This window comes from Candidatus Eisenbacteria bacterium, assembly GCA_035712145.1.
GTDB lineage: Bacteria > Eisenbacteria > RBG-16-71-46 > RBG-16-71-46 > RBG-16-71-46 > DASTBI01.
In genome coordinates this window covers 1-18,087 of sequence record DASTBI010000011.1, presented here as the reverse complement: position 1 = coordinate 18,087, position 18,087 = coordinate 1, and the positions used below count along the sequence as shown (strand labels likewise).

General features: G+C 69.0%; 14 protein-coding genes. 10 read left to right on the top strand and 4 right to left on the bottom strand.

The window, feature by feature from the left end:
- From VFQ05_00480 to VFQ05_00470, 3 genes are all read right to left on the bottom strand, one after another.
- Window positions 1-248: hypothetical protein (locus VFQ05_00480; protein HET9325227.1), on the bottom strand; the 248-nt coding region annotated here is incomplete at its 3' end.
- Window positions 249-258: 10 nt separating this feature from the next.
- The gene (locus tag VFQ05_00475) at window positions 259-1,050 is read right to left on the bottom strand and encodes a LytTR family DNA-binding domain-containing protein (protein ID HET9325226.1); all 792 of its coding nucleotides are present in this window, start codon (window positions 1,048-1,050) and stop codon (window positions 259-261) included.
- Window positions 1,047-3,209, bottom strand: a complete 2,163-nt coding sequence (locus VFQ05_00470; protein HET9325225.1) for a histidine kinase — start codon at window positions 3,207-3,209, stop codon at window positions 1,047-1,049. Before VFQ05_00470 ends, VFQ05_00475 begins: the two co-directional genes overlap by 4 nt.
- 330 nt (window positions 3,210-3,539) lie before the next feature.
- Between VFQ05_00470 and VFQ05_00465 the strand changes: the two genes are divergently transcribed.
- From VFQ05_00465 to VFQ05_00450, 4 genes are read left to right on the top strand one after another with little or no spacing between them, the layout of a single operon-like run.
- Window positions 3,540-4,877, top strand: coding sequence for a peptidylprolyl isomerase (locus VFQ05_00465; GenBank protein ID HET9325224.1), 1,338 nt, complete (start codon window positions 3,540-3,542; stop codon window positions 4,875-4,877).
- A 43-nt stretch (window positions 4,878-4,920) separates the two neighbouring features.
- On the top strand, window positions 4,921-5,637 hold the full coding sequence (locus VFQ05_00460) for an ATP-binding cassette domain-containing protein (GenBank protein ID HET9325223.1): 717 nt from the start codon (window positions 4,921-4,923) through the stop codon (window positions 5,635-5,637).
- Window position 5,638: 1 nt separating this feature from the next.
- Window positions 5,639-6,496, top strand: a complete 858-nt coding sequence (locus tag VFQ05_00455; GenBank protein ID HET9325222.1) for a permease-like cell division protein FtsX — start codon at window positions 5,639-5,641, stop codon at window positions 6,494-6,496.
- Window positions 6,497-6,506: 10 nt separating this feature from the next.
- Complete coding sequence (locus tag VFQ05_00450; protein ID HET9325221.1) at window positions 6,507-7,661, top strand: peptidoglycan DD-metalloendopeptidase family protein; 1,155 nt, start codon at window positions 6,507-6,509, stop codon at window positions 7,659-7,661.
- A gap of 48 nt (window positions 7,662-7,709) precedes the next feature.
- Here VFQ05_00450 and VFQ05_00445 read toward each other — a convergent pair whose 3' ends face one another.
- A complete protein-coding gene (locus VFQ05_00445; GenBank protein ID HET9325220.1) occupies window positions 7,710-8,888 on the bottom strand; it encodes an MFS transporter in 1,179 nt (392 codons plus the stop codon).
- 91 nt (window positions 8,889-8,979) lie between these two features.
- On the opposite strand from VFQ05_00445, the gene VFQ05_00440 reads away from it, so the two are divergent.
- From VFQ05_00440 to VFQ05_00415, 6 genes are all read left to right on the top strand, one after another.
- Complete coding sequence (locus VFQ05_00440; GenBank protein HET9325219.1) at window positions 8,980-10,164, top strand: AAA family ATPase; 1,185 nt, start codon at window positions 8,980-8,982, stop codon at window positions 10,162-10,164.
- Between the two features lie 43 nt (window positions 10,165-10,207).
- A complete protein-coding gene (locus VFQ05_00435) occupies window positions 10,208-11,902 on the top strand; it encodes a response regulator (protein ID HET9325218.1) in 1,695 nt (564 codons plus the stop codon).
- A gap of 94 nt (window positions 11,903-11,996) precedes the next feature.
- On the top strand, window positions 11,997-12,464 hold the full coding sequence (locus tag VFQ05_00430) for a (2Fe-2S)-binding protein (protein ID HET9325217.1): 468 nt from the start codon (window positions 11,997-11,999) through the stop codon (window positions 12,462-12,464).
- Window positions 12,461-14,692 (top strand): molybdopterin cofactor-binding domain-containing protein, encoded by a 2,232-nt coding sequence (locus VFQ05_00425; GenBank protein ID HET9325216.1) that lies wholly within the window; start codon window positions 12,461-12,463, stop codon window positions 14,690-14,692. Before VFQ05_00430 ends, VFQ05_00425 begins: the two co-directional genes overlap by 4 nt.
- Before the next feature lie 162 nt (window positions 14,693-14,854).
- Window positions 14,855-16,567, top strand: a complete 1,713-nt coding sequence (locus VFQ05_00420) for a T9SS type A sorting domain-containing protein (GenBank protein HET9325215.1) — start codon at window positions 14,855-14,857, stop codon at window positions 16,565-16,567.
- Window positions 16,568-16,808: 241 nt separating this feature from the next.
- On the top strand, window positions 16,809-18,087 hold a 1,279-nt coding region (locus tag VFQ05_00415), incomplete at its 3' end, for an IS110 family transposase (protein HET9325214.1).

The following is an 18,087-nucleotide window of genomic DNA, read 5'->3' as shown; positions in this document are numbered from 1 at the left end:
CCGTCCTCGCCGCGCTGCTGGCGATGGACCTCGAGGATCGACTCGGCGCTCGCCAGGTCGGCGGCGGACAGCTTGCTGCGAATCCCGCTGACCGGAGACGGGGTGGGGCTCGGGGATGGAGACGGCGACCCCGACGGCGCCGCGGAGGCGGCGGGTTGCGGCGCGGGCGCGGGCGCCTGAGCCAGCGTGCCCGTCGCGAACGCGACGAGCACGCCGATGAAACCGATGAGCACGCGGCGGGGAATCACGCGCCGCAGTCTACTTCAGCCGTCGCCTCACTTCAGCCGCCCGCCGCTCGCTGGCCTCGACCCGGGTGCCGTCCTTGAGCCGCAGCACGAGGACCCCTTCCTCGCCGCCATACGACTCGATGGCCTCGACGTTGACGAGCGCCGCGCGGTGGACGCGCAGGAACGCGCCCGGCGGAAGACGCTCCTCGAGCTCCTGGAGCGTGTAGTCGACCAGGAACTCACGGCCCTCGGCGCACGCGAGCACGAGGCGGTCGCGCGAGATGATCCGGGTGACCTGATCGAGGTCGAGCAATCGAACCTCGCGGCGATGGCGCACGGGAAGACGGCGCAACGGCTCGAGCCGTCCTTCGCTGGTCTGGCGTTGGATCAGCTCCTTCAGCACTTCGTCCTGACGCCCCGACAGACGCTTGCGGTCGTCGACTTCCTGGACCGCGCGCCGCACGGCTTCGGCCAGACGCTCGCGCTTGATCGGCTTGAGGACGTAGTCGAGCGCTGCCAGCTCGAAGGCTTCGATCGCGTGACGGTCGTAGGCGGTGACGAACACCACCACCGGCGAGTCATTCCCACGCAGATGGCGCGCCACCTCGAGCCCGGATAGATCGGGCATCTGGATGTCGAGGAAGGCGACCTCGGGCTTGAGGCGGGCGACGAGCGACAGCGCCTCGCCACCGCCTTTGGCCGACCCGACCACGGTCACGCCTTCCATCTCCGCCAGCAGACGCTCGAGAAACTGCCGAGCGCGCGGCTCGTCGTCCGCGATGACGGCCCGCACGCGAGGGGCGCCGCCCTCACGCGGGCTCACGCCGCTCCCATAGCCTGTGCGTTCTGTTTCCATTTCATCACCACCCTGAATCCGCCGTTGCCGCCCGGACCGGAGTTGACCGAGGCTTCGGGTCCTCCGAAGCGCCGGATGCGCTGCTCGAGGTTGTCGAGCCCCACACCCAGCCCGTGCACTCCATGGTTTCCATTGCAGCCATCGTCGGTGAACGTCAGCGTCAGCCATCCGTCGCTCGCCACCGCGTCGAGCGAGAGGTTCAGCGTCCTTCGCTCGCTCGAGAATCCGTGTTTGAGGCTGTTCTCGACCAGCGGCTGCAGGAGCAGCGGCGGCACCGTGGCCGACATCAGCTCCGGCGCGCCCTGGTAGACAAAGCGCAAATCGCCCTCGTAGCGCTCGCGCGCCACGCCCAGATAGTCCTCGACGAATCCCACCTCATCGGACAGCAGCACCGCGGGGCGCTCGCTCGCCTGAACGGTGTACCGCAGCATGTCGGCCAGCCGCTCGGTGAAGCGCTGCGCCGCTTTGGGGTCCACCTCGGTCAGGTACGAGAGCGCGTTCAGCGCGTTGAACAGGAAGTGGGGCTGCACTTGCGCATGGAGCGCGCGCAGCTCGGCGCGGGTCGCCATCTCGCGCAGCTCGATGGCTCGCCGCTCGGCGGCGCCTCGCTGCTCCTGCAGGCCGACGTTCTCCAGCCGGATACGGGCCTGCACGAGCAGGTTCTCCACCGCCGCTCGCGCGTCTTCCGAAAGCTCCTCGCCCTCGGCCAGGTGCGGTCCGCCGAGGTCCGGCCATTCGAGCGTCACGCGCCGGCCGAGGCCGCGGGTGATGCCGGCCTCCACCGAGGCTCGGACTTCCTCCTTGTCGAGCGCGCCGAGGAGCTCCCGACCCGCCTGGTCGAGCGCCGAGCGCAGCGCTCGTGGATCGCGGCGGAACAGCCGGTCGAGCCAGCGTTGCAGCGCTTCCTTGGCGGGCGCGAAAACGAAGGCGATCACCAGCGCCGCGATGACGTTGAACGCCACCGCCTCCTCGCCGGTCCACGCGGAGAACAGGTTCTGACCGACCAGCACGACACCCAGATAGATCGCCGCCAGAACCCCGGAGAGCAGCGCCCACGGGATGCTGCGCTCGAGGATGCGGCGCGGGTCGAATGCCGGATCGCGCGCGATCAGGAACGCGAGCGCGAACGGCGTCAGCAGCATGCCGATCCCGACCACCGAGAGGGCCACCCGCACCGCCGGAATCTGGAGCAGCGTGTTGGAAGCATCGCCCTCGAGCCACCAGCCGAGGAAGCCTGCCGCCACGTACGTGAACGCGACCGAGAGGCCGAGGACGCGCTGGCTCCGCGCGGGCTGCCAGTCGCCACGGCCAGGGAAGCCGAAGCGCTCGACCAGCGACACCACCCCGAGCAACAGTGCCGCCGACCCGAAGATCATGAACGGCTGCTCCGGCATGCGACCGGTCTGGAACAGGCGAAGCACGAAACCGATCGGCACCAGGTAGGAGACCACGACCAGCCAGAACCACACGCTTCGCGTCCGGGTTCCGGGCTGCCAGCGCGGCCGCGGGAACACGGCGAGGAAGTGGAGGAAGGCGGCGGGCGCCCAGCAGACGATCCACCCATAGAGTCCCATCCACCAGCGAAGCGCTCCTGTCGGCTCGAACTCCGGGAAGTAGTAGTTCTGGTGGACCACGGCGACCGCGTGAAGACCGGCGTACCAGAGGAACGTGAGCCCCGTGGTCAGATCCGGCCGGCGCCAGACCAGCGCGATCGCGACCAGTGGAGCGGCGACCAGCGCGGCGAGGCGGAACAGCAGATACCGGACGCGCTGCCAGAGCGTGAGCTTGACCGGGGGAACCATCACGTTGAGGACCCGGCCTTCGCGGAGCACCTCGAAGGTGATCGATTCCTTGGGCAACTGGAGCCGCTCGGAGCTCGCGCCCCTCATCGGCCGGCGCATCTCCTCGCCGTTCATCGTGAGCAGCACATCGCCCGGCCGCAGAAGGCCTAGCGAAGGGGGGCCGACGACTTCCTGGACGCGTCCCGGGCCCTCGGCGTCCCAGGTCATGCTGACCCCGAGCCGTGGGTACGGCATGTGGGTCGCGATGCGAGGAATGGCGAAGGCGAGCGCGAGGAGAACCCCCGCCACCGCGATTGCGCGGCGCAGAGGGTAGTGGGAATTCACCGCACGACTCTCCCACACGGAACGCTGCGGCTCAACGACGCTGGGCGCCGAAAGCACCGTCATGACGACATCTTAGAAGTGTCAAGACCTGGTTCGGTCTAGTGCTCGAGACCGGCGCGGCGGGACGGCGACGAGCGCGGCGGAATGACACGGAAACCGCGTCGCTGCGAGGCTTACCGAGGCCCAAACCGCACGCGACCGAGGGCCGCCAATTTGCATCTAACGTCGCTCAGGCCCGGCGTCTATACTGGGTCGCTCTTTTCGCTAGAGGCTCCCCCACAACCGCGACAAGATTCCGCGGGGGGCCGTTCCGAAGCCAGGGAGGATTGCTTGAGTCGAATCTGGATGTCGTGGTTGCTGCTGGCGGGTCTGACGTTGGTGGCGTTGCCCGTGTCCGCTCAGCGGCTGGACGGGATCGCGGCGGTCGTCAACGACGAGGTGGTGCTCCAGAGCGACGTGGAAGAGCAGCTCTACCTCTTCATGATGCGCGCTCAAGCCGAGCCCGACTCTTCGATCGCCGACACGCTGCGCCGCCAGATCCTCGACCAGCTGATCGACGAGAAGCTGATCGTCGCCGAGGCCAAGCGCCAGTCGGTCACGGTCCCCGACGCCGAGGTCAACAAACAGGTCGACGAGGCGGTCAAGGAAGCGAAGGAGCGGATGGGCAGCGCCGAAGCATTCAAGGCGCAGCTCGAGCGCGAGAACCTCACCGAAGCCAAGCTGCGTGAGAAGTACAAAGCCGAAGTGCGGCGGCAGATGCTGGCCCAGCGGCTGGTGCAGAAGCAGATCACCCGAAAGACGGTGACCCAGGCGGAGGCGGAGGCCTTCTTCAAGGCCAATCCCGACAAGTTCCCGAAGATGCCTGCCGAGGTCCGGGTCTCGGTCATCCAGATCCTCGCGGCCGCGGATTCCGCGGCCGATCTGAAGGGCCGCAACAAGGCTCAGAGCGCCAGGAAGCGCATCGAAGCCGGGGAGAAGTTCGCCAAGGTGGCCACCGAGGTCTCGGAGGATCCTTCCTCGGCTCGCTCCGGCGGCGATCTCGGCTTCTTCACCCGCGGCCAGATGGACCCGGCGATCGAGGATGCCGCGTTCACCCAGAAGATCGGCGTGGTGAGCGCTCCGATCCGGACGTCGTACGGCTATCACCTGCTCGAGGTCATCGAGCGCGACACGCTGAAGACCCGAGCCAAGAAGGACAGTCTCGACGCCCAGGGCCGCCCGGTGCTGGAGGCCCACGCGCGCCACATCCTGATGCGGGTCGATGTCACCGAGGCCGACATCGAGCGTTCCCGCAAGAAGGCCGAGAGGATCCGCGCGGAGGCGGCGAAGGGCGGCGACTTCGGCCAGCTGGCTTCGCGGTACAGCGAATACAAGGGCCCGCAGTCCGCCGGAGGTGACCTGGGGTTCCTGTCTCTGGGGAGCCTGCAACCTCACATCCGTGGAGCGCTCGACTCGCTCAAAGTGGGGCAGATCAGCCGGGTGCTGGTGAATCGCGCCGGCTTCAACATCTTCAAGCTGACCGACAAGAAGCCCGAGCGTCCCTACACGCTCGACGAGATCCGCGCCGAGCTGCCGTCGGCCGTCGGGACCATTCAATTCAGGGACAAGTACGAGGCCTGGGTGAAGGGCCTCCGAGCCAAGGCCCACATCGAGTACCGGAGCTCGTAGTGCTCGTTGAGGTGATTCGCGGCGCTCTGTTAACTTAGCCTCGGTGATCACCTTCGAGAACGTCTCCAAGCGCTTCGGGGAGCGCCTGGCGCTCGACAACCTCTCGTGGCACATGGACGAGGGGGAAGCCGTGGCGTTTCTGGGCCCCAACGGCTCGGGAAAGACCACCGTGCTGCGCCTCATCACGCACGAGATCCAGCCGACCTCCGGCAAGGTGACGGTCGGCACGTTCCACGCTCGCCGGCTGCGCCGCGGGCACCGCGCCCTGCTGAGGCGGACTCTCGGCATCATCTACGAAGACTTCCGGCTCCTGAACGACCGCACCATCTTCGAGAACGTCGCGCTCGCGGTGCGGATCGCCGGACGGTTCGCGAACGAAGAAGTCATTCCCCGCGTGATGTACGCGCTCGAGGAAGTCGGACTGCAGCTCAAGCAGAACGCTTTCCCCGCCGAGCTTTCCGCCGGGGAGCGACAACGAGCGGCGATCGCGCGGGCGATCGTCAACCGCCCGGCGGTGATCCTCGCCGACGAGCCGACCGTGGCCCTCGAGAAGAAGAGCGGCGAAGAGGTCGTGCGCCTCCTCAAGCGCATCCACGGCGAGGGCGCCGCCCTCGTGCTCGTGACCACCCGGCGGGAAGTCGCCGACGGTCTCGGCGCGCGGATCATTCACCTCGACGACGGCAAGCAGGTGAACGAAGACGGCCAGCCGGTGGCGGCCAACGTCCCGGTGGCGGCCGGGCGCTCGGGCGCGGGAGCCTGACGTGCATCTCTTCTACTTGCGCGAGGCGGCGCGCTCCTTCCGGCAGCACCGAGGGCTCGCCTACACCGCGGTATTCTCGCTGGCCGCCGCGCTCACGCTCTCCGGCGTGCTGCTGCTGCTCACCCACAACGCCGAAGTCCAGATGCAGGCGCTCGGTGATCGCCGCGAGATGGTCGTCTTCCTGCGGGACGACGTCACCGCTTCGCAGCGCGACGTGCTGATCGGGCGTCTCACCGATCTCTACGGCGCGGTGACCTACGTGAGCAAGGAAGACGCGTGGAAGGACTTCGCCAAGCAGCTCGGGGATCCCTCGCTGCTGGAAGCGGTGCAGGACAACCCGCTGCCGGCTTCGCTTCGGGTCAAGCTGCGGCCGGCGCTGCTCACCCCCGGAGCCATGGACCTGGCCGCGAAGCAGATCAGTGAGTTCCCGGAGGTCGAAGACGTGCGATACGGAGAGGAATGGGTCCACCGCCTCGACCAGATCGGCGCGACGCTGGTCAAAGGCACGATCGCCGTTGGCATCGTCGTGGCGCTCGCCATCCTCTTCATCGTCTACAACACCATCCGTCTCACCGTGCTCGCCCGCCGGCCGCAGGTCGAGATCATGAGCCGTCTCGGCGCCACCGACGGATTCATCGCCGTGCCCTTCGTGCTCGAGGCGATGTTCGAAGCCGGTCTCGCCGCCTTCCTGTCGCTGGCCCTGCTCTTCGGCGTGCAGCAGGCTCTCTCGGCGCGGGTCGTGGGCCTCGTGTTCCTGCCGGTCCCCTATGCGCTCATGTTCGTGGGCGCGGCGATCGGCGTCGCGTGGCTGGCCGCGATGCTGGCCCTGTCGCGCGTGCTGCGCGCGGTGGGGCCCTGAGGAGACGAGGTTGAAGCGGGCATTCGCCATGCTGCTCTTGGCCGCGATGATCGGCGCCTCGCCGGCCTCGGCGCAGGAAGACAGCGTCGCCATCCAGAAGCGCCGCGAGCTGGAAGACATCCAGCGCCAGGCGCGGGAGAAACGCGAGGCGGCCTCCCGTCTCAAGGGTCAGGAGAACCGCGCGCTCTCGCAGCTCAAGCGCACCGAGCGGCGGCTCAACCTCAGCCGCCGCCGCCTCGACGATCTGCAGCGCCGGCGGCAGCGGCTCGATTCACAGCTCGACATGACGCGCGGCGACCTGCAGCGCAACCTGGGCCTGCTCGCGGATCAGCGGGACCGTCTCGGGAAGCGGCTGCGCGCCCTCTACAAATTCGGCCCGGCTCGCGAGCTCGAATTCCTGCTGTCCACTCAATCCTTCGGCCAGCTGCTCGCGCGCTGGGACTACCTGGTCCTGGTCGCGCAGCAGGATCGCTTCCTGCTCGAAGGCGTGCGCGATCGAAAGGAAGTGGTCGAGACGCTCGAGCGCCGCCTGCAGAGCCATCTGACCCAGGTGCAGCGCACCGCGAACGCCACCACCAGCGAGAACCGCCGCCTCGCGGTGCAGCGGGAAGCCAAGCGCAGCGCGATCCAGCAGATCCAGACCCAGCGCGAAGCGTACGAGGCGGCGGCGGCCGACCTGGAGAGGACGGCGCAGCAGCTTCGCAGCCTGCTTTCACGCCTCGAGCAGAAGCGCCAGTCAACGAAGCCCTACTCGGGTGATTTCGCCAAGGGCCAGGGGGCGCTCGAATGGCCGGTCCAGGGTGACGTCGTCGGACGCTTCGGCCCTGAGCACAACCCCCGCTTTCCCAAGGTCGTGATCACCAACAATGGAATGGACATCGCGGCGCCGATCGGCAGCCCGGTGCGCGCCGTGGCGAAGGGGCGGGTGGACTACACGTCCGAGGACTACGGCGCCTTTGGGCAGATGATCATCGTCAACCACGGAGACAGCTACTACACGCTCTACGGTCATCTCTCCGACATCTCGGTGTCGGTCGGCCAGGAGGTCTCGTCCGGCCAGGTGATCGCACGGTCCGGCGACACCGGCTCCCTCAAGGGACCGATCCTGCACTTCGAGGTCCGCCGCGGCGGCACGGCGCTGAACCCGCAGACCTGGTTGCGGTAGAGGCCAGGGGGTCGGCTTCCCCCTGGGCGGTTCTGCTTCACGAACGGGTCACGGACCCGGCTGCGCACGCTTCGGCGACGTCGCCACCAGCATCGCCGCAACCACGCAGGCCCCGAAGCAAGCCGTCCACAACGTCGCGGGCCGCCATCCAAACAAGCTCGCACCCAGGGCGGGCCCGAGCACGTATCCAATCGCGAACGTCATGCTCCAGGCGCCCTGGTAGCGTCCGCGCTGCGCAGGCGGCGCCAGCTCGGTGACGTAGGCCGACGCCACGGGCGCGCCGACGATCTCACCGAGTGTCCAGATCACCACCGTCCCAGCGAGCAGCCATGCCGTCGCGGCGACCCCGGTCAGACCGAAGCCGATGCCCAGCATCACGAACGCGAACGCGATCACCGGCGGCTTGGGAAGTCTCTGGGTGATCGAGGCGATCGGGAGCTCGAGCGCCAGCACCACGAGTCCGTTGAGCCCGATCAGCACCCCGTACGTGGCGTCGCTCAGTCCGCGGGCCGTCACCTGGAGCGCGAACGTCGAGTGCATCTGCGCGTAGACGATCGAGGTGAGCGTGGAGGCGATCAGGAAGCGCATCATCCAGGGATCGCGCAGCCATGTGCGCCCGCCGCTCGGCTCCGCGCGAATCGCGATCGACGATTCGGCCTCGAACGCCGGCGGCCTGACCACCGGCCGGGTCTCCGGCAGGAGCGCCAGCGCCAGCACGCCGTAGATCGCGCACGACAGGGCATCGCCCCAGAAGAGCCAGCGAAACGAGTGCTGGGCGAGCCACCCGCCGAGCAGCGGGCCGAGCGCGGCGCCGAGATTGATCGACAGCCGATACCACGCGAACGCAGTGACTCGCCGGGCGGGCTCGACCAGGTCCCCGAGCATCGCGCTCGCCGCCGGCCGATACGCCTCGGCCGTGAGACCGGTGAGTGCGACGAGCGCCACGATCGCGCCAAAGCTCCTGGCGCGCTCGAGCGCCAGGATGGCGACGGCCGCCGAGAGCATGGACAGCGCAATCGTCCCCCGGCGTCCGATCCGGTCGGCCAGGAACCCGCCGATGAGCGACGCGGCGATCGCGCCCACGCCGTAGGCGCCGACGGCCAGGCCTGCCTGCGCCGCGGAGTAGCCTCCCCGGGTGAGGTAGAGGATCAGGAACACCAGCACGAAGCCGCCGAAGCGGTTGATCAGCGTGCCGATGAACAGCAGCCACACGGCCCGGGGAAACATTCGCCGCATCCTGCCATCGCCCGGAAGCCCTCGCCACCTTGCGCCATCATGAATCGCTGCGTGGAACGGCTCCGCCATGTATGCTGCGCGCGTGGCGATCGTTCGACTCGGTGATCTGCTCGGTCAGGAAGCCGTCGCGTCGTTCCTGACCAGCGTGGTGAAGCAAGGAAGGCCTTCGACCGCGTACCTGTTCCAGGGGCCGTCCGGGGTCGGCAAGGGGACCGCGGCGCTGGCGTTCGCGCGCGCCCTGCTGTGTGAGCGGTCGCCGGGCGCCCGAGCGGCGAGCGATGGAAGCCCCATGGACGCCAGCACGGGGGATGCGTGCAACCAGTGCGGCGCCTGCCACAAGACGGCATCGCTCCAGCATCCCGATCTCAAGTTCCTGTTTCCGGTTTCCGGCGAGGAGCGCCAGCTCGAAGAGACCATTGCCCAGATCGTCCAGGGCGTGCGCGAGGACCCACTCTTCGTCTTCGTCTACGAGAAGGCCGCCTCGATCCGGCTGTCGATGACGCGTGAGCTGCTGCGCGAGCTGTCCTACGCGCCCTACGAAGCGGCGCGGCGCGTGGTCGTGGTGCGGGACGCCGACCGGATGCGAGAGGACCAGTACTCCGCCCTGCTCAAGGCGCTCGAGGAGCCCGGCGCCTCCACGGTGTGGGTCCTGACCACCGCACGTCCGCCCAGGCTTCCCGCCACCATCCGCTCTCGCTGCCAGAAAGTCCGGCTGGCCCCGCTCAGCGAAGCGCGCCTTCGCTCGTTCCTCGAGACGCGGGCCAACGTGCCCAGGTCGGAGGCTCGCCTGCTCGCGGCGCTCTCGGGTGGGAGCCTGGCCCGCGCCCTGAGCCTGCGCGACACCGATGCGCAGGCGGTCCGGGAGGAGGCCATGGCTCTGCTCCAGCCCGCGCTGCGCGGAGACGCCACCCGCCTATGGAGAGCGGCGCAGGGTTTCATGAACTACGGCAAGACGGGCCGTGAATCGCTGAAGCGGATGTTCGAGTTCCACCAGCTGTGGCTGCGGGATGTCCTGCGTGTGCAGGCGGAGATGCCGGCCGAGGCGCTGGCGCACGGCGACCGCGAGGCGGAGCTGCGGCGCCAGGCGGCGACGGTGACGCCACGCGAGATCCGCCGGCGCCTGTCGGTGCTGGAAGAGGCCATGCAATCGATCGACGGAAACGTGACTCCCGAACTCACGATCTTCTCGTCGATCGCCCGCGCGAGCGGATCGAGACTCGGAGAAGGCCGCTGGCCGTCGCACTTCACGGCCCGCTGGGACTACTGAAAGCCCCGCCCGGGGAGCGAAACCGAAAGGAGGCGGTTCCGCGATGACCTCGCTGCAAATCCGGCTGTGCCTGACCCTGTTGGTGGTGGGCGGAGGCCTGCTCGCGCTCAAGACGTCGTTCGATCTCGACCGCGCCGAGAAGCCGGTCGAGGCGCGCGCGCAAGAGACGGCCCGCGTGGCATTGCTCGAGGCCGTCCCGAAGATCGAGCGCGCGTACGCCACCGGACGCGAGGCTGCGCTCGGGGACGCGCTTCAGCCGCTGCTGCAGGTCCCCGGAGCACGCGCCGCGGCCGTCACCGACGTGCAAGGGCACCTGATGGCGTCGAACCCGGCGCGCGGGCCCGACGTCGAAGCGGCCGCGCTCGCCCCGGCGTTCCAGCTCGCGGGTCGGGCCGGCGGGGATGGCCCGCGGCTCGACATGGACGGCCCCATCCTCGTGGCGGCGCTCCCCATCCGGCTCGAGCACGGGCCTCCGGACGCCAGCCTGATAGGACCGCCGCTTCCGGCGCCGGGTGCGGGATTCGTGCTCGCTCGATTCGACTTCTCGAGCGCCATGGCGTCGGCACGAAGCCGCGCGCTGCGGGCCAACGGCATCATCGCGATCGGGCTCCTCGCACTGGTGCTGGCCGCCGCGCTCGTCACCTGGCTCTCGCTCGGCCGCTCGGTGGCGCGCGTCGCCAAAGCGATCGATCGCTTCGATCTCGGTGAGCGCGGCGCGCGCACCGGCATGAGACACGGCGCCCTGAAGCCGATCGCACGGGCGTTCGACGCCATGGCCGAGCGGCTCCAGTCACACGAGGAAGAGCTGCTCGAGGCCAAGCACCGCCACGAGCTCGTGCTGCGCTGCCTGCCGGTCGGCGTCATGGTGGTGCGCCGCGATGACGGTCGCCCGGTGTACGTGAACGCTCGCTGGAAAGAGCTGTTCGGAATCCCGATGGATGCGACGCGCGACATCCTCAGCCTGCTCTCGACGATGCGCTGCGAGCGCAGGGACGGCTCGCCCTATCCTCTCGAGCAGCTTCCCATCCCCACCGCGCTGCGCACCGGGCAACCGGCCGAAGTGGACGATCTGCGCGTGCGGCGCGACGACGCGGTGGTCGAGCTCCGCGCCGGCGCCGTGCCGGTGAGCCTGTGGCGCTCCGACACCTTCGACGCGGTGATCGCGGTGGTCGAGCAGCCCGGAGGCCCGATGGTGCCGAGCGCGGCGCCTTTGCCGGACGCTTCACTCCCCGCCCGGCTTCGGGTCCAGGAAGAGCCGTCACGCGATACGGGCCTCGATGCGGCCATGGAGGTCACGGCGTTCCCGATCGGAGGGCCTCCGCTTCCCGAGGTCGAAGCCCCGGCGCCCGAGCCCGACACGGTGCTGGTGGTCGAAGGTGAATCCTCGCTTCGCGAGCTCGCCGAGCAGAGCCTGAGCCAGGCGGGATACCGAGTGCTCGTCACCGGAGATGGACACGAGGCGCTGACCTTCGTGCACGGCGAGGGACAGTCCATTCGTGCCGTCGTTCTGGATCTGTGGGTGCCCGGGACCTCGGGAGGTGCCTTGCTCGACGAGATCCTGGGGCTCGATCCGACGGCTCGCGTGATCGCGGCCAGCGGATACCGCGCCGACATGCCGCAGCTCGCGGCCTCCGGCAAGGTGGCCGTCTTCCTGCCCAAGCCCTATGGCGGCGACCGGCTGGTCAGCGCGGTGCGCGAAGCGGCCGAGCGAGGGCTGATGGAGATCGCCGAGCGCTGACCAGCACTCGTCCTCGAAATCACGTCCCTCGTCGGCAAGGGATTGAGGGCGGCGCGGAGCGGTTCGAGCATGCCGGTTCCGCAGCGAGGAACGCGTGCCGAGCTATGCGCTGACCATCAACGGACGTTCTCATACCGTCGAGTCCGGGCCGGACACCCCTTTGCTCTGGGTGCTGCGTGACGCGCTGGGGCTCACCGGCACCAAGTACGGATGCGGCCAGGGCGTCTGCGGCGCCTGCACCGTGCACGAGTCGGGACAGGCGGTGCGCTCCTGCCAGATCTCGATCGCCGCCGCGGCCGGCAAACGGTTCACCACCATCGAGGGGCTCGGCTCGAGAGCGCTGCATCGCTGCCAGCAGGCGTGGCTCGATCTCGACGTCTCGCAGTGCGGCTACTGCCAGCCCGGAATGATCATGGCGGCCGCCGCATTGCTGGCGGAGAACCCGGCCCCCTCCGACGCCGAGATCGACGCGGCGATGTCCGACCTGGTCTGCCGCTGCGGCACGTACAACCGCATGCGTGAAGCCATCCGGCGCGCCGCGGGCCGCGCAGGCGCACGGTGACGATCACTCGCCGGGAGTTCCTGCAGCGCGCAGCGTTCGCGGGGTCGGGCCTGGTGCTCGCCACCTTCGTCCCGGAGCTGGCGAATGGGCAGACTCCGGATGGCGAGTGGCAGCCGAATGCCTTCCTGCGAATCACTCCGGACGACCGGATCACCGTGATCGTGGTCCGCCACGAGATGGGACAGGGCGTTCGCACCTTGCTTCCGATGATGGTGGCCGAAGAGCTCGAAGCCGATTGGAGTCGGGTGCGGATCGAGCAGGCCGTGACCGGGCCCGAGTTCGACAAGATCCGTCTCCACACCAGCGGGAGCGGCAGCAGTACGAGCACGTTCGAGGCGATGCGCCGAACCGGCGCGACGGCGCGCGAAATGCTGATCGCGGCGGCCGCGCAGCGGTGGCGCGTGCCGGCCGCCGAGTGCCGCGCGGAGGCCGGATCGGTCGTGCATGCCGCGAGCCGGAGGCGCCTGCGCTTCGGCCAGCTCGTCACGGATGCGGCGAAGATGCCCGTGCCGGAGAATCCACGGCTCAAGGACCCCGCCTCCTTCAAGCTGCTCGGCACGCCGGTCAAGCGCATCGACGGTCCGGACATCGTGACCGGGCGAGCGCAGTACGGCATGGACGTTCGCGTGCCCAACATGGTGTTCGCCAGCATCGAGCGGGCGCCGGTGCTGGGAGCGCGAATCCGGACCATCGACGACGCCGCGGCCCGCGGCGCTCCAGGTGTGATCGCGGTCATGCCCGTGCGGACGGGCATCCAGCATGGGGTGGCCGTGGTGGGCACCAGCACCTGGGCCGCCATGCGGGCGCGCTCGGCGCTCCACATCGACTGGGATCTGGGTGAGCATCGCGAGTTCGACTCGGACCATTTCGAGAAAGCGCTCGATGGGTGGCTCGCACGGGCTTCGTTCCGCGTGCGCAAGCAAGGTGATGCCGAAGCGGCGCTCGCGTCGGCGGCCCGGCGCCACGAAGCCAGCTACGTGTTCCCTTTCCAGGCGCACGCGCCGCTCGAGCCGATGAACTGCACAGCGGACGTTCGCGCCGACCGCGCCGAGTTCTGGGTGCCGACGCAGTCCCAGGTGCGTTCCATGGCCCAGGCCGTCAAGGTCACCGGTCTCCCGAAGGAGCAAATCCGCATCCACGCCACCTTGCTGGGTGGCGGTTTCGGCCGCCGTCTGTTCGCCGACTATCTCGCCGAAGCCGCGGAGATCTCCAAGGCCCTCCGCCGTCCGGTGCAGGTCGTGTGGACGCGGGAGGACGACATGCGATCCGGTTTCTTCGAGCCTTGCACCGCGCAGCGACTGAGCGGCGGCCTCGACGCCCAGGGCAGGCTGGTCGCGCTCGTCCACCGCTCCACGTCGAGCGATCTGACCATCTACGACATCCATGAAGGGCGCGATCTCTACGGCCCACGACCGGCCACTCCCAAGGCGGCGGACGCCTACGAGTCCGACCAGAGTCCGTGGGGCGCCTTCGACAATCCCTACGACATCGCGAACCTGCACGCCTTGACCGCCGACGTGCCGAGCCCGGTGCCGTACGGGCCTTGGCGCGCGGTGGAGTATCCGCCGACCGTGTGGGGCCGTGAGTCGTTCATCGACGAGCTGGCGCGGCTGGCCGGCGTGGATCCGCTCCGCTTTCGTCTCGACCTGCTGACCGGCGGCGTGCGCGAGATTGGTTCTCATCCCGTCGACCCGAGCCGTCTGGCGCACGTGCATCGGCTTGCCGCCGAGCGCGCGGGATGGGATCGGCCGCTGGCCGCGAGCGACCGGCTGCGCGGGCGCGGCATCGCGGCCAGCGTGTATCACGGCGGCAGCTACATCGCGCAGGTGGCCGAGGTCAGCGTCGCGAAGGACCTCTCCGATCTGCGTGTCCACCGCATGGTGTGCGCGGTGGACTGCGGCCTGGTGCTGAATCCGCTCGGCGTGCAGGGGCAGGCGGAGAGCGGCATCACCTGGGGCCTCTCCTACACGCTCGGAGGGGCGGTCGCGTTCAAGCAGGGGCGCGCCGTTCCGGGAGGCTACGCCGATTTTCCGGTGATCCGCATGAACCAGATGCCGGTGACGGAGATTCACCTGGTATCCAGCCAGGCCAAGCCCGGCGGCTTCGGCGAGCATGCGGTGCCGATGGTGGCGCCGGCGGTCGCCAATGCCGTGTTCGACGCCACCGGGATTCGCGTCCGCCGCCTCCCGATCACGCCGCAGAGTCTGCGCGCCGCGCGGCGGGGCTGAACCGGCGCTGGATCGCATCGCGCATTCGGCAATCCCGTTGCACTTTGCGCGACAGAATTGACGACGAATCTCGTGCCTCTCGTTGCACGAGCCGGTAAAATCATCCGCGTTCGCTCCGCCCCCCCGCCCTTCGGAGCCGTCAGCTCACCGGAGGGCCGCCCGTTGTTCGCTCGCATTCGCCTCGCGCCGAGCCTCGTGCTCGCGCTCGCCATTCTCGCGCATCGTCCCGCTCTCGCGGCGTGGAGCGCCAACGGCAACGTCGTGTGCAGCGCCGCCGGCGACCAGGCCAACACGCTCCTCATCGCGGACGGCAGCGACGGCATGTTCGTCGCCTGGCAGGACGACCGCACCGGCACCAGCGATCTCTACGTGCTGCGTCTGAACGCAAGCGGCTCCGTCGCCCCCGGCTGGCCTGCCGACGGCTACGCGGTCTGCACCGCGAGCGGCGATCAGAAGCTCGCGGTGATGGCGCCGGACGGGGCGGGAGGCTTCTACATGGCGTGGGAGGACTATCGCGTGCCGGGCGGGGAATCCGACGTCTACATCCAGCGCATCACCGGAAGCGCCGCGATCGCGAGCGGCTGGCCGTCCAACGGGCTCGCCGTGTGCGCGCTCGCGCGCTCGCAGGGTTACCCGAGCCTGATGGCCGATGCCAGCGGGGCGACGATCGCGTGGCAGGACGACCGCGACGGCGTCTCGTCCGACCTCTTCATCCAGCGCGTCAGCGCGGCGGGGGCGCCGCAATGGGGCGCCAATGGAATTCCGCTCTGCATCGCGACCGGCAACCAGTTCTTTCCGTCGATGATCGGCGATGGAGCCGGAGGCGTGTTCGTGGCCTGGCAGGATGCGCGGAACGGCGATCCCGACGTCTACGCACAGCGAGTGAGCGCGCTGGGCGCCTCGCTCTGGGCGTCGAATGGAATCGCGGCATGCACGGCTAGATACGAGCAGCTCGCTCCGCGTCTGGTGCCCGACGGATTCGGCGGAGCCATCCTGGCGTGGGACGATTACCGCGATTTCAACGCCGATGTCTTCGCCCAGCGATTGAACGCTTCGGGCGCCCGGCAATGGGCCGTGGGCGGCGTGCCGTTGTGCACCGACCTGTCGGAGCAGTACAGCGCCGGCATCGTGCCCGACGGCGGCGGTGGAGCGATCGTGATCTGGACCGACTACCGGGGCGGCGCGGGCGATATCTATGCTCAGCGCGTCAACGGCTCGGGAGCCGTCCAGTGGAACGCCGACGGGGCGGTGATGTGCAACGCGACCGGGGACCAGTTCGACGCCATCGTCGTGCCGGATCCGGCCAACGGCATGTATCTGGCGTGGTCCGACGCCCGCGCCGGAGCCGGCGCCGCCGACATCTACGCCAAGCGCGTCACATCGTCGGGCGGCACCGCGAACGGCTGGGAGACGAATGGCTCGCTGGTCTGCGACGCGACGAACGCCCAGATGCGGCCCGCCGTGCTCGCCGATGGCGCGGGCTGCTTCGTCGCGTGGTCCGACGAGCGTGGCGGCGTGGGAACACCCGACATCTACGCGTGGCGGGCCGGAGGCTCGAGCTCGGTGGACGTTCCGTTGCCGTCGCTCGAAGCCGCGGCGGTGGATCTGGCTCCGCCGTTTCCGAACCCTGCGCGCTTCGGCGTCACGCTTCGCTTCCAGACCGCGGAATCCAGTCCCGCGAGGCTCACCGTGGTCGACCTCGCAGGACGGCGCGTGCGCGCCTTGCTCGACAATCCCGACCTCGGTCCCGGATTCCACACGGTTCAGTGGAACCTGAGGGACGATGCCGGCGCCCTGGCGCCGGCCGGCGTTTACCTGATCGCGCTCCAGACCTCCACCGGGCCGCGCGTGCGCAAGGTCACCGTGGTTCGCTAGTACGTTCACTCTCTGCTGGCCGTTCGAAGCGGCAATATGTCGGCCGGGCTCGGGGTACCGATTGTTCGTTTGAGGCGCCGCGTGCGACCTCGAGAGTCAGATGGGTAACCCGACCCGGCCGACTCGCCACGATTGAGGGAACGGAGGCGCCTGCGAGGACGACCTCGAGTCGAAGACTAGCGTGTGGCACGCCGCGCCGGTGCAGGGAAGTCGCCCTGAGCCCAGGACAGGAGGTTCAGGGATGAAGCCACGAGTCTATGCGGGCGTGGATCTAGGCGGGACGTTTCACCAGGTTCAGGTTACGAATGCCGCTGGCGAACGATTGGGCAAGTCGTTCCGGATCGGCCGCGGCAAGGCGGCGATGGTGGAGTTGCAGCAGGGACTGCAGCGGGTGGCCGGGGACGAGGTCGAGGCGGTCTACACGATCGAAGCGACTCAGAGCTTCTGGCTCGAGCTGGTGCATCCGCTGCAACGTGCTGGGGCGCTGGTGTACCTGGTGTCGCCTTCCAAGAGCACGGCGCTGCGGACGTTCTACCGGCGCCACACCAAGAACGACGCGATCGACGCCGAGGCGCTGTCGCGACTGCCGGTGGTCGATCCGGCACTGCGGCCGGCGACCGCGAGCGCCGCGAAGTGGGACATGCTGCGGCGCTTGGTGCGCCAGTCGTGGCAGCTCAAGGGGCAGATGGCCAATCGCAAGCGGCGGATCATGACCCGCGTGCTGATGGTCTATCCCGGGTACGAAGCGGTGTTCCGGGATCGCTACTGCGGGGCGTCGCTGCTGTTCTGCCGACGATATCTGGACCCTGCCAAGGCCCGCCGACTGGGGCGCCGGCGGTTGAGCGTGCTGCTGCGCAAGCGGGCCCTGGGCAAGTTCGACGCGCCACGGGCCGAACGTCTGTGGCAGGTGATCGAAAATGCTCCCGAGCTCAACCTGTGCTACGACGACTTGCAGCTGCTGGTGAACCAGGATCTCGACTTGCTGGAAGCCGAGGAGCGCTGCCAGCAGGCGCTGCGGGAACGGATCGCCGAGCTCTATGGCGAGCTCGACCCCGATACTCGGCTGACCAGCGTCCCCGGACTGGGCGACTACCTGGCCGGGGCGATCACGGCCTACATCGGTGAGCCCGGGCGCTTCACGAACGCGGATCAGGTCGTGGCACTCTCGGGCCTGTGCGCGCGCCTCAAGAGCAGTGCCGGCACCGACACGGCGAACCAGCCGCTCACCCAGCACGGTGATCCGGTGCTGCGTGGCTGCGCCTATCTCGCAGCCGAGATCAGCCGCCACTACGATCCCGAGCTACGGGCGTTCCACCGGCGACTGACGGCGCGCGGCAAACACTACAAGCAGGCCTCGTGCGCACTGGCGGCCAAGATCTTGCGGCGGTGCTTCGCGCTGCTCCGAGATCAGCGCGGCTACCAAGTGGCTCACCAGGAGCAGCTGCTCCGTGCCCAGAGCGAAGAGGGGAAGACCGTCCGCAAGTCGGTACACGAGGTCGCAGAGCGCCTCAACGACGTGA

Excerpts from the sequence above, each read along its gene's own strand:
- VFQ05_00435 (HET9325218.1), top strand. The coding sequence starts at position 10,208 with ATGACCTCGCTGCAAATCCGGCTGTGCCTGACCCTGTTGGTGGTGGGC.
- VFQ05_00445 (HET9325220.1), bottom strand. The coding sequence starts at position 8,888 with ATGTTTCCCCGGGCCGTGTGGCTGCTGTTCATCGGCACGCTGATCAAC.